This is a genomic window from Petrimonas sulfuriphila (assembly GCA_038561985.1).
Taxonomy (GTDB): Bacteria; Bacteroidota; Bacteroidia; order Bacteroidales; family Dysgonomonadaceae; genus Petrimonas; species Petrimonas sulfuriphila.
On the sequence record CP073276.1, the window covers coordinates 1,812,269 to 1,824,543 of the forward strand.

The following is a 12,275-nucleotide window of genomic DNA, read 5'->3' on the forward strand; positions in this document are numbered from 1 at the left end:
TTCGTAGCTAATTTATTCAGCTAAAAATGAGGCATGTCAGTCGAGGGTTTAGCTCCCAATGCGATGATTTGGAAATTAAATAAACAATACGCACATTTATATATTATAAAAACAACAATTATGAGAAAAAAGATTGTAGCAGGCAACTGGAAAATGAACAAGAACCTGCAGGAAGGGTTGACATTGGCACAAGAGCTGGATGCGGCCTTAAAAGGGAAACAGGTGAATTGCGAGGTGGTTATCGGAACTCCGTTTATTCATCTGGCAAGCGTGGCTAATGCCATTGATACGGAAAAAATTGGCGTGGCAGCGCAAAACTGTGCCGACAAGGCATCGGGAGCATACACCGGTGAGGTTTCGGCTGAGATGGTGGCCAGCACGGGAGCGAAATACGTGATTTTAGGGCACAGCGAACGCCGGGCATATTACCACGAGACAGTAGGTATACTGAAAGAGAAAGTATTGTTAGCGCTGGAAAACAACCTTACCCCCATTTTCTGTATCGGAGAAGTGTTGGAAGAACGTGAAGCCAACCGTCATTTCGATGTGGTTAAATCGCAGATTACATCGTCGTTGTTCGACTTGTCGAAAGAGGATTTCTCCAAGATCGTACTGGCTTATGAACCTGTTTGGGCCATCGGTACCGGAAAGACAGCAACGGCTGCCCAGGCACAGGAAATGCATGCGTTTATCCGCAAAACTCTGGCCGAAAAGTATGGGGAAGAGGTGGCTGAAAATACGTCCATCCTTTACGGAGGAAGCTGTAACGCGTCAAATGCGAAAGAATTATTTTCCAATCCCGATGTTGACGGCGGGTTAATTGGTGGAGCATCCTTGGGGGTTGATAAGTTCATGCCCATTATAGAGGCTTTTTAATGCATTAAAGAATTTTACCACAGATTTGAACTCAGGTCTGTGGTATTTCTCTATCTTTGCAGAAATTTTTTCACTATGAAGTTTTCATACAACCTATTGCTTTTGCCGTTGTTGCTGGTATTTTGTCTTAACGCAACAGCACAATCGCAAAAACAACACAAAGAGATCATAGCCGACCTGAATGCCGTAAAACCCGGTCAGGGCCGGGTGATGGTTTTTGAGGATAAAGCCATTGCGGAGGTGTTGGGACGGAGTATGGCACCGGCGAGAACGGTTTACGCTACCGGTGACGGATCGGTTCAGTATGTGAAAATGCGGGGATTTAAGATTCAGGCATTCTCCGGAAACAACCAGCGGACTTCAAAAAATGAGGCATATTATAAACAGGGGCTCATAAATACGTCCTTTCCCGGACAGGAGACCGTTGTTACTTTTGATTCTCCTTTCTGGCGGCTGCGAGTTGGAAACTTTAAAACCCGCAAAGACGCTACCGCGGTTTTGAACGATATGCGGAAGACTTTTCCTGCTTTCGGCAAGGAGATGTACATTGTCATAGATGAGGTGAAAATACCTGTCGATCAACTTCAAGAATAATTTAGCCCATGTCGCCGGAAGAAACAGAGGACAGAAAGTCAATCATAGCGGATCACATGAAAGAGGTGATCACCCTGCTGGGTGAAGACGTAGCCCGTGATGGGCTGATCAAGACGCCCGACCGGGTAGCCAAAGCGATGCAACACCTGACAAGGGGGTATTACCAGGACCCCGAAGAGATATTGCGTTCGGCACTGTTCCGGGAGAATTACCGGCAGATGGTTATCGTAAAGGATATCGACCTGTTCTCGTTATGTGAACATCACCTGTTGCCGTTTTTCGGGAAAGCCCATGTGGCATATATCCCTGACGGATACATTACAGGATTAAGTAAAATTGCCCGGGTGGTGGATGTGTTTGCCCGGCGTTTGCAGGTTCAGGAACGGCTGACCACCCAGATCAAGGAGTGTATTCAGAAAACACTTAACCCGATGGGCGTGATGGTGGTGATTGAAGCCCAACATATGTGTATGCAGATGCGTGGTGTTGAAAAACAAAATTCCATCACCACTACTTCGGATTTTACCGGAGTTTTTAAAGAGCAAAAAACCCGGGAAGAGTTTATTGCCCTGATCAAATAAGCGGAGACGCTTCTAGACTTTCTTTGCCACCCTTTTCCGGTCGTTTTCGTCCAAAAGGATCTTTCGTATCCGGATGGCTTTGGGCGTAACTTCCACGTACTCATCTTCCTTGATGTATTCCAGTGCTTCCTCGAGGCTGAAAATTATCGGCGGAGCCAGTTGGGCTTTGTCATCGGTTCCCGATGCGCGTACGTTCGTCAGTTTTTTCGATTTGGTGACGTTTACCACTAAATCGCCTTCTTTGCTGTGCTCGCCGACCACCTGTCCTTCGTACACATCGGTCTGGGGTTCGATGAAGAAATGTCCCCGGTCCTGGAGCTTGTCCAGTGCATAGGCAAAGGCATTGCCCGATTCTCCGGCAATAATGGATCCGTTCTGGCGCTTTTCTATGTTGCCTTTCCAGGGTTGGAATTCCAGAAACCGGTGTGCCATGATGGCTTCCCCGGCAGAGAGCGTGAGAACGATATTGTTTAATCCGATAATGCCGCGCGAGGGGATGGTAAACTCAATGTGCATGCGGTCGTTCTTGCTTTCCATGCTTTTCATTTCGCCTTTCCGCCGGGAGATAATATCGATGATTTTGCTTGCCGATTCTTCGGGAAGGTTTACAGTGAGTTGTTCTACCGGTTCGTATTTTTCCCCGGCGATCTCTTTGATGATCACCTGGGGCTGCCCCACCTGTAGTTCATAGCCTTCACGCCGCATGGTCTCGATCAGTACAGACAGATGGAGGACACCCCGTCCGAACACCGTCCATGAATCGGAGCTGCCGGTTTCTTCCACACGCAACGCTAAGTTTTTATCCAACTCACGCATCAGTCTTTCGTAAATGTGGCGTGACGTCACGTACTTGCCGTCCTGTCCGAAAAAAGGAGAATTGTTGATGGTAAAGAGCATCGACATGGTGGGCTCGTCGATAGCAATCGGATCGAGCGGTTCCGGTTTCTCCAGGTTGGTGATCGTATCGCCGATATCAAACCCATCGATACCGATCAACGCGCAAATATCACCCGACAAAACAGCATCGGTTTTGACCCTTCCCAATCCCTCGAACACATCTACTTCCTTTATCCGGATCTTGTTGATACTGCCATCGCGTTTACAAAGCGCATAATCCTTGTTGGGTTCAAGAGTGCCCCGGTGTACCCGGCCCACTGCGATCCGGCCCACGTAATTGGAATAATCGAGTGAGGTGATGAGCATTTGCGGAGTCCCTTCCCGCGATTTGGGAGCGGGGATATATTTGACGATGGCGTCGAGCAGGGGAATAATGTTGGTTGACGGTTTTTTCCAATCGTCGGACATCCATCCCTGTTTGGCCGAGCCGTAAACAGTAGGGAAGTCGAGCTGGTCTTCGGTAGCATCAAGGCTGAACATCAGGTCGAAAACGTTTTCCTGTACCTCTTCGGGGCGACAGTTAGGCTTGTCGATCTTGTTGATAACCAGGATCGGTTTTAATCCTATCTCTAACGCTTTTTGCAAAACAAAACGGGTTTGGGGCATGGGGCCTTCAAAAGCATCTACTACCAGCAGGCAGCCGTCGGCCATGTTCAGCACCCTTTCCACTTCACCGCCAAAATCGGCGTGTCCGGGTGTATCGATAATGTTTATTTTTACGTCTTTGTATTGAATGGAAACATTTTTGGATAAAATGGTGATGCCCCGCTCACGTTCCAGGTCGTTGCTATCAAGTATTAAATCTTCGGTGTGCTGATTTTCCCTGAACAGGTTTCCGGCCAGGAGCATTTTGTCCACCAGGGTAGTTTTACCATGATCAACGTGGGCGATAATGGCTATATTGCGTATTTTTTGCATAAAACAATCTTTTTCTGGGATGCAAAGGTACGTTTTTTCATTGAAAAATTCGTAAGTTATTGAAAAACTGTTTTAAATTTTTTGGTTGATCCGCAAAAGTTATGGATGCTCAGAAAACAGTTCCGGTTATTGAGCATATTCAAGGGCGTAAATGACATCTAATTTTTCTTTAACCGTTTACAACTATTAAAACAGTATATAAAACTGTTATATATAGTTATATTATTAATTTTTATAGTTGTTTTTTTAGGAAGTATGTTTACATTTGTGTGAGAATCGTATAAAACAAAGCCTTATGATGAGATTAACCGAAAAAGAAGAAGAGGTGATGCAAATTTTATGGGATAAAGGACCTTTGTTTGTCCGCGAAATCCTTGAGGTTTATCCGGAACCTAAACCTCATTACAATACCGTTTCTACCGTTATCCGGGTGCTTGAAGAAAAGAATTTTGTAAGCCATAAAGCGTATGGAAATACGTATCAGTATTTTCCCGTTGTGTCGCAGGATGAGTATAAAGGCAGGGCACTGAAGAAAGTGATTTCCCAATACTTTGATGACTCTTATACCCATGTGGTCTCTACATTGATCGAAGAGGAGCGGTTGTCGATCAGTGAATTGAAAGACCTGATAAGGAAAATTGAAAGAGGTAAAAAATAATTCTTCCGAAGATGGAAAACCTTATGGTATACCTGGCCAAGGCAACCATTTGCCTGATTGCTTTCTCCGTATTCTTCCGGTTGTTGTTGATGAGAGAGACTTTCTTTCGTTTTACGCGTTTCACGTTGATTTCAGGATTAATCGTCTGCACAATCTTACCTTTTGTAAAACTGAAACTGAGTCAGTCGCATGCTCTTCAGCAAACTGTTTTTCAGTTTGAAGAGTTGCTGTTACCGGAAAAACTTAAAGGCCCTGAGGCTCGATACGTATTGCCGGAAGATGAGCGGGTTGAGCGTGCCAACCCTGAAGCGGCTGTTTCGCAGCACACGACCGGTGTAAGCATTGGAAGGCCGGTCTCCCCGGTTACGGCATTGACTGTGATTTATTGGCTGGGTGTAGGAATAATGCTGTTGCGCTTGGGAGCCTCTTTTATCAGTTTGTATCGTCTGCTTGGAAAGAGCAGAAGGATCGAGAAAGAAGGCTATAAATTGATTGTCAGTTCCGGGAGTATCGTTCCGTTTAGTTTTTTCCGTTATATCGTATTATCCGAGAAAGATTATCTGGAGAATCCCGACGAAATTATCCTGCACGAAAAAATGCATATCCACCAGAAACACAATATCGATGTCTTTTTTTCGGAACTTTTTCTTGCTGTCCACTGGTTTAATCCAATGGTCTGGCTGTTGTGCCGCGATTTACGCGAGATCCATGAATACGAAGCCGATAATGCGGTGATTGAAGCCGGCATTGAAGCTCAAAAGTATCAATTGTTACTTGTAAAAAAAGCCGTTGGCGAAAGGCGCTTCACTTCTGTAGTCAACGGGTTTAATCAATCAAAAATTAAAAACAGGATTGCTATGATGTTAAAAACAGAATCATCGAGATGGGCGCGGCTCAAAGTGTTGGTTGCCGTGCCGTTGGTTGTCGTTGCTTTATTGGCGTTTTCACAGCCTGAAAGTGTGAAAGATCAGTTTGTAAGTTATCTGGAACGAAAAGCGGCCGTGGATTATTTTCTTTCGGTGAGAAGGGTGCAGAAAGAAAATTACCTGGCTTACCTGTATCTGGATGCAAAGGGGCAGTTGTTCCTGATGAGTGAAAATGCGGATACTGCTTTGATACAAGTAGCTGATGTGAACGAAAGGATGGATTTAGTAGAAGCTTTCAGCCGGCTAATCACCGAGAAGCTTAATGAAAACACCCCGGCACCTGTCGATTTTATTCTGGGAGCCGAAAATGATACCCCTATGCGGAGTGTTTCACTGGTGAAAGAGGCTGTGCGTGAGGTGTACGGCAGATCGTGCGGAGCTGTTTCGAAGGAAAAGAATGCTTCTCCGAAAGAAGTAGCGGAAAAGTTTCCCTTGTCGATTACTTTTACTTCTCTTCAGGCGAATGATCCTGAAGGAATTGTGCAACAGGTGCAGTCTAATCCCTATTTTTATTGGGAGCAGGTGTGGAAGTACTGTAAAGAGAAAGGTATTGAACCGAAAGATATTGATTTCAGGGCGGCTGACAATCGAAACCTGATCCTTGTTTTAATTAATTCGGTCAATGCGGTAATGTATACAAATTACGGCGGTTCCGAGTGGTTCCAAACCCAAGAGGAGGGGATGAGCGCTACGTCGGTCGGGGTGTTGAAGAAGATGATTGTGGAGACGATGGAAAAAAACAGCGACAACCCTTTTTATATCTCGCTGCAGCATGATAAGGCCTCTTCAACCGATTTTATCATCAAATTTATTCAAGAGGTTTTGCCCCAGGCTTACGAAGAAGCGTTGAAGGAAGTCTCTGCCCGAAAAGGTGTTTCTTTCGACGAGCTCAGGGAGAGCAAACCGTTGTTGCTTTTTTATGCCGTACCGCGGGTTTTTGCTGCCCCGGCAAAAGTCGGAAACGACCGGGTAAGCGAAAAAGGGGCCAGGTTTCAGGTGCGTACCACCACGAGGAAGCACGATACGGAAGAGATGATGTTTATTGTAGAAAATGGTCTGGTCATCGTTGATGAAAAAATGGACCAATCGGATGTGACCGGTATTCAAAAGATGTTGAGCAAAGAGGATAAGCAGGCCGCTAAAAAAACCTACTTTGTCCTTGGAACGGGATTTTGAAGATCCTGTGGAAGCCAGTCCAGGCTGTTTATCAACGGATGGTTCTTCCTCCACTGTTCAAGTTCTTCATAACTGCTTACATCCCCCTCAAAAACAGCGTGATAAATTTCTATTCCGGGAATCACGATACCCTCCGGAATCTCCTGTTTCAGTTGAAGGATTGTCTTGCGGATTTCTGGTGTCAGGCGTTCGGTGATGGCATCTGTAACTCTCTCTACCGTACCGTCATATCTTGATCCCTTTCGGATATGAATCATGTCAAATTTCCAGGTGTCCCGGTTGTTGTGTTCATATAAAACGTGCCACTCGATACATTCCTCTTCGGTGTCAATCAGGTTTTTATAATGAATTTCCTTCAAAGATAACCTTTCTGCCAATTCCTGGATAACGGAGAAGCTTTCGGATATACTGAGTTTGTCCGTGTAGATGTGCATATCAATATCCCTGTTTTTCATCAACAGGCCCGACTTGAGTGAGCCTACCAGGTTCACGGTCGCTCCTGCCTTTTCCCAGGTTTGAACAATCCCTGTCTCTTTCAGTATTTGCCAGGCCGTTTGTTGATTCTCTGCGGCAAGTGTAAGTATATCCATACAGTTGATTTTATCGGGACAAAGATACGCATATGCTTTTTGTCAACCGGGTTTGTTGAAAAAAATTGTACATTTGGTCTTTTAAACCAAAAACGTATGACACCTTCCGAACTGCTCCATATCCGCCTTTACAACCAGTTGCTCGCTATGCATGCTCTGACGGAGCCCCGGGAGGTGGTAGCCTGGATGGGTGCGATGCAGGCTCAGGCGCTGGAGATGCCCAAAAAGGCCCTCTCTCTTTTTCAGCCGGAAGTGGAGCGGGTGGAGAAGTTTTATACTTAATGATACTTATTGAAGGCTTTTCTTGAAGCCGATAACGGTAAGGAGGTCGGTAAGTTGCTCCTTGCAGCTGATATCAATTGTCAGGGGGAATAACTTCCCTATCGGTTTCATCGCGGCGAACTCCTCTTTTTTGGTTTTCGAAATATCCAGTTCGGCAAAGGATTTGAGATGCTTTTCGGTGAAATAGAAACTCGTCTTGAAGAATCCTTCCCAGATGGAAAGCCAGAGAATGGTTTTTTTCTTTTGTGTTATTTTCCCGAGCCATGCTTTCCCGTCGTTGTAATACCTCCACTCGATGTTCAGCCCATACTCCGGGCTTGTAATCCTTCCGAGGAACGATGCCAGGACGCTGTAGACTGAATTGCCCAATACGTCATTCAGTACCCTTTCTGTGGGAATTATTTCCGGGTCTCTCAGTTGCATTTTTGGTTCCATAGCCAAAGTCCATAAGCCGTTGCCGGTTAAAATTTGTCAAATAATCTCAGATCTTCTTCCCGATATAGAAGACATATCCGTAGTACTCCTTGTATTTGTCATACAGCGATTTCTCGCGACGTTGCTCCCGGACGAGCATCTCGGCCGTGGGGTTGCCCGCATGCTGCTGCAGGAACATCTCCTGCACAGCAACCTGCGGAGCATAGAAATGGTCGGTCCAGCAGTTTTCCGGCAGGATAAAGGTAGCTACGGGAACATAGCCTGCTTTCTCCATCTGTGCCACCTTGTGGGAGACGGTGTCGATCTCCGGATAGGCATCCATCCAGAAATCGTGGATCTCGGCAGGACGTTCCACCGTGAACCAGGAGGCTTCCGATATGGCAATATACCCGCCTCTCTTCAGCAGTTTTCGCCATTCGTTCAATCCTTTTTCAAAACCAATATTGTAAATCGACCCTTCCGACCAGATCAAGTCCAGCTCCTCCTCCTTGAATGGAAGTGAAGCCATATCTCCAGTAATCCCTTTCACCCGGTCTTGCAGGTTGTGTTTGGCCGCATTCCGGTTAAAGAGATCGATAAAGAGGGGGAAGAGGTCGATGCCGGTAATCTGCCCCGGGCAGTGTTGTGCCAGCGTCATGGTCTGCCCCCCGGTGCCGCAGCCGATGTCGGCGATGCGGGCAGTATCGGTGAGGGGTTCGATGAAGCTGAGTGCCTTCAGCGTTACTTCGGGACTTCCCGGTCCCTGTCGTTCAAGGTTGGTGAAATATTCACAGATCAGGTTGAAGTCGAAGTCGTGTATGGAAATGTTTTCGTTGCTCATGATGTTTTTGAATAATGTGGTGATATAACAAATACTACTCCGGCAGGAATCTGCCTGAGGAAAAACTGATGGATAACCTTTGGCTGCTTGCGCAAAGGTTATTTACTTCACCCGATCCGTACTGTTCTTAAACATGCAAACTTGTTAGCAGTGACAAAGATAACAGGTTTTTTATCAAAAATAATCAAGTGAATCGTTTTTTTGAGTAGGACGCAATACCTGTAAAATGCACGCTGTGGTATTCAAAAAATGGGAACAACTTCTGTTTTAAAGCCAGCACGGTAAGTTTTCCTTTTCTTCATGACAACAAAATTAATATTATTTTTTAACGATACTTGTTGTCTAAGATTCAGGGGTAATTATAGCGCGGGATGTGTCCCCGCAAAACAGCTAAATATCTCGTTGTTGGTGCACAAGGCCTGATAACTGATGCTTGCGAAAGTTGAATACCTTGATTAATAGTAAATGTAACTTTTTACATAGAAAATCGAGAAAAAGTCGATTAACTATGCAGATAATAGCTATGTTTGCGAAGTAAAATATAATTACTCTATGAATTCGCTACTCGATTTTGGTATTATTCCGATAGATTACACCTCATTACGAAGTATTTATCCTGCTCATAAATCATTAAACGATAAAATTTCCGATTTAGAAAAACAGGGTACTATTATTCGACTTAAGAGAGGAATGTATGTTGTTTCTCCTCAAGTTTCAAAAAAACACATATCTACAGAGTTGATTGCCAACCATCTATATGGACCTTCGTACGTATCTATGGAAAGTGCGTTACGGTTTTATGGATTAATACCCGAAAGAGTATTTAATACGGTCTCAATGACCTTAAAGAGAAGTCGGAGTTTTAAGAACCAGTTCGGTCTGTTTAGTTACATATCATGTCCTGCGAATTATTACTCTATTGGAATTTCGCCAGTTGTTCAAGAGGATTACGCTTTTCTGATTGCCTCGCCCGAAAAGGCGTTATGCGACCAAATTGCTTATACCCCAAAACTGCAACTTCGTTCCATAAAATTGCTTCAAACTTATTTAGAAGAGGATATCCGGTTTGATATGGATGCGTTTTTTAAAATGGACATATCTGTATTTGAAAAGTGTGCAAAAGTGAGCAAGAAAAAAACGGAGATTACTAATATCATAAAGTTATTGAGAAAATGAGTGTGTTTGATCAAATGTTAGCACGTTATAGTGAAGAGGATGGAAATAAAAATGCAACCTATGAAGTGATGCAGGAAATTATTCTTGCAGGGCTTTATCGGGGTGAATTTTTCAATAAAGCAGCATTTTACGGTGGTACTTGTTTGCGTATTTTTTCACGGGATGAAACGTTTTTCGGAAGATATGGTTTTTTCTCTTGTTGCTTCCGATGCTGATTTTCAACTTGAGGAATATTTCCCATCAATAATCAATGAATTTAATGCCGTGGGAAAGGAGGTTGTTATTTCAAAGAAAGAAAAAAGAACATTCGGACGGGTTGAATCCGCTTTTTTAAAAGACAATACAGCGGTTTACGATTTAAAATTTCAAACCGTAAAATCCATCAAAATCAAAATAGAAGTGGATATTGATCCCCCGATGAAATTTGACACAGAACAAAAACTATTGTTGCTCCCTTACTCATTTATGACGCGTTGTTTTGTTTTATCGGATTTGTATGCCGGAAAAATGCACGCTATGATGTCCCGAAAATGGAAACAGCGAGTAAAAGGGCGCGATTGGTACGATTTTGAATGGTACGTTAGAAATGGAGTGAGACTAAACTTCAATCATTTACAAGAGCGAATTAAACAGTTTGATGGCGTTGAAATGAGCAAAGAAAAATTCATAAACGAATTGAAAGAAGGACTTGCAAATACCGATATTCAAATGGTCAAGCGTGACGTATTGCCATTTATTAAAAATCCGGACGAATTGGAAATCTGGTCAAATGACTACTTTTTGCAGTTAGCAGATATGGTGAAATTTGAGTGAAACGTATTTATTTTTAGCCAAGGGCAGCTTTCTTTTTTAAACAATGGGGTATATGAGGAAAAGAAGCAAGCATATAAATGGAAAGATGCATAATGGGAAAATCCGTAATTAAAAAGCCCTGATTGACTGATTGTCAATCAGGGCTTTGCCTTTATGGTACCCAGAGCCGGGATCGAACCGGCATGGAAGTGAATCCACTGGTGTTTGAGACCAGCGCGTCTACCAATTCCGCCATCTGGGCATCTTGTAGAAAAGCGATTGCAAAAGTACACAAAAATTTCAAAAATAAAAACGGTTAGCCTCTTTTTATTTTAAATTATTCCAAAAGAGATGCGGTATGAAATTAATTGAGGAATTGTTAAAACAATCACCCGACGGAAAGCGTTATACCGGGAAAGAAGATAATACAATCGAAAAAGTGTATCCATCACCCAGAGTGTAAGATTATGTTATGAAGAACAACAATTTTTGTGTTATTATGGGAGGCGGGATCGGCAGCCGGTTCTGGCCTTTTAGTAAAGAAGACAGACCCAAGCAGTTCCTCGATTTTTTTGGTACGGGCCGTTCGCTCTTGCAGAGCACGTTTGACCGGTTTAAAAAAATCATTCCCATCGAAAATATTTTCGTAGTGACCAACGACGCATATGCTGAGCTGACGCTTAAGCAACTGCCTGAATTATCAAAAAAACAGGTGCTTCTTGAGCCGCTGAGAAGAAATACCGCACCCGCGATTGCCTATTCCCTGTTTCATATTCAGGCAATCAATCCGGATGCCAATATCGTAGTCGCTCCTTCCGATCATCTTATCTTGAAAGAAGATGTTTTTCTGTCAGAGATTGAACGTGGATTGCAATTTGTGGAAAAGAACCCGTTCCTGCTGACGCTGGGTATTAAGCCCAGCCGCCCTGAGACAGGTTACGGGTATATTCAGGAGAGTCACGAGGGGGTCGACGGTATTCGAAAAGTGAAGACTTTCACGGAAAAACCCAATTTAGAACTGGCTAAGATGTTCTGCGAAAGCGGTGAGTTCGTTTGGAATTCGGGTATCTTCATTTGGAACGTGAAGACTATTTTAGAGTCGTTCAGGATGTATTTACCCGATATCGTGAATAAGTTCAACGAGGGGAGGGAGTTTTTTAACACTCCCCGGGAGAAAGAGTTCATCGACCAGGCATTTCCGTTTTGCTCCAACATCTCCATCGATTATGGGATAATGGAAAAGGCGGACAACGTGTACGTTATTGGCTCCGACTTCGGGTGGTCCGATTTGGGTACCTGGGGTTCGTTGCATGAAATAACCCCGAAAGACGAGAACAACAATGCCAGCCTGCATTGCAAAACGTTGTACATTGAAAGTAACGATAACGTGGTAACCATGAGCGATGACAAGCTTGTAGTGATACAGGGGCTTGACGGATATATTGTTGCCGAATCGGATAAAGCGTTGCTGATCTGCAAAAAGGAAGAAGAGCAACGCATCAAGCACTTTGTAACCGATGTGAAGTTCCGTTACGGGGATGAATATATATAGGA

The 12,275-nt window shown here is 44.1% G+C and carries 12 protein-coding genes, 1 tRNA gene and 1 pseudogene; 9 read left to right on the forward strand and 5 right to left on the reverse strand.

Translation table 11 applies throughout. The features are described from left to right. The first annotated feature begins 120 nt into the window (after positions 1-120). The 3 genes from KCV26_07530 (at position 121) to folE (ending at position 2,051) form a co-directional block, all read left to right on the forward strand. Positions 121-876 (forward strand): triose-phosphate isomerase, encoded by a 756-nt coding sequence (locus KCV26_07530; protein ID WZX38211.1) that lies wholly within the window; start codon positions 121-123, stop codon positions 874-876. A gap of 75 nt (positions 877-951) precedes the next feature. Next, a complete protein-coding gene (locus KCV26_07535) occupies positions 952-1,470 on the forward strand; it encodes an SPOR domain-containing protein (GenBank protein ID WZX38212.1) in 519 nt (172 codons plus the stop codon). 8 nt (positions 1,471-1,478) lie between these two features. Continuing rightward, positions 1,479-2,051, forward strand: a complete 573-nt coding sequence (gene folE / locus KCV26_07540) for a GTP cyclohydrolase I FolE (protein WZX38213.1) — start codon at positions 1,479-1,481, stop codon at positions 2,049-2,051. Between the two features lie 12 nt (positions 2,052-2,063). On the opposite strand, the gene typA is transcribed toward folE, so the two are convergent. Continuing rightward, positions 2,064-3,866, reverse strand: a complete 1,803-nt coding sequence (gene typA / locus KCV26_07545; GenBank protein WZX38214.1) for a translational GTPase TypA — start codon at positions 3,864-3,866, stop codon at positions 2,064-2,066. Positions 3,867-4,161: 295 nt separating this feature from the next. On the opposite strand from typA, the gene KCV26_07550 reads away from it, so the two are divergent. Next, positions 4,162-4,524 carry a BlaI/MecI/CopY family transcriptional regulator gene (locus KCV26_07550; protein WZX38215.1) on the forward strand — a complete coding sequence of 121 codons (363 nt, stop codon included), beginning with the start codon at positions 4,162-4,164 and terminating at the stop codon, positions 4,522-4,524. 11 nt (positions 4,525-4,535) lie between these two features. Further along, positions 4,536-6,626: a M56 family metallopeptidase gene (locus KCV26_07555; protein ID WZX38216.1), complete on the forward strand. Its 2,091-nt coding sequence runs from the start codon at positions 4,536-4,538 to the stop codon at positions 6,624-6,626. Here KCV26_07555 and KCV26_07560 read toward each other — a convergent pair. Then, positions 6,599-7,216 (reverse strand): phosphoglycerate mutase family protein, encoded by a 618-nt coding sequence (locus KCV26_07560; GenBank protein WZX38217.1) that lies wholly within the window; start codon positions 7,214-7,216, stop codon positions 6,599-6,601. The two genes, KCV26_07555 and KCV26_07560, sit on opposite strands and share 28 nt — an antisense overlap. A 96-nt stretch (positions 7,217-7,312) precedes the next feature. On the opposite strand from KCV26_07560, the gene KCV26_07565 reads away from it, so the two are divergent. Then, positions 7,313-7,498 carry a hypothetical protein gene (locus KCV26_07565; GenBank protein ID WZX38218.1) on the forward strand — a complete coding sequence of 62 codons (186 nt, stop codon included), beginning with the start codon at positions 7,313-7,315 and terminating at the stop codon, positions 7,496-7,498. Positions 7,499-7,504: 6 nt separating this feature from the next. Here KCV26_07565 and KCV26_07570 read toward each other — a convergent pair whose 3' ends face one another. Both KCV26_07570 and KCV26_07575 read right to left on the reverse strand, forming a co-directional pair. Next, positions 7,505-7,933, reverse strand: a complete 429-nt coding sequence (locus KCV26_07570; protein ID WZX38219.1) for a DUF3788 family protein — start codon at positions 7,931-7,933, stop codon at positions 7,505-7,507. A gap of 46 nt (positions 7,934-7,979) precedes the next feature. Continuing rightward, on the reverse strand, positions 7,980-8,753 hold the full coding sequence (locus KCV26_07575; protein WZX38220.1) for a class I SAM-dependent methyltransferase: 774 nt from the start codon (positions 8,751-8,753) through the stop codon (positions 7,980-7,982). 552 nt (positions 8,754-9,305) lie between these two features. Between KCV26_07575 and KCV26_07580 the strand changes: the two genes are divergently transcribed. Both KCV26_07580 and KCV26_07585 read left to right on the forward strand, forming a co-directional pair. Beyond that, entirely contained in the window at positions 9,306-9,929 is a 624-nt protein-coding gene (locus KCV26_07580; GenBank protein WZX38221.1) for a hypothetical protein, read from the forward strand. A 14-nt stretch (positions 9,930-9,943) separates the two neighbouring features. Beyond that, positions 9,944-10,742: pseudogene (locus tag KCV26_07585) on the forward strand (nucleotidyl transferase AbiEii/AbiGii toxin family protein). Between the two features lie 154 nt (positions 10,743-10,896). Here the strand turns inward: KCV26_07585 and KCV26_07590 are convergent. Next, a tRNA-Leu gene (locus tag KCV26_07590) sits at positions 10,897-10,983 on the reverse strand. 237 nt (positions 10,984-11,220) lie between these two features. Here KCV26_07590 and KCV26_07595 point away from each other — a divergent pair. Next, positions 11,221-12,273 (forward strand): mannose-1-phosphate guanylyltransferase, encoded by a 1,053-nt coding sequence (locus KCV26_07595; GenBank protein ID WZX38348.1) that lies wholly within the window; start codon positions 11,221-11,223, stop codon positions 12,271-12,273. The last annotated feature ends 2 nt before the right edge of the window (positions 12,274-12,275 follow it).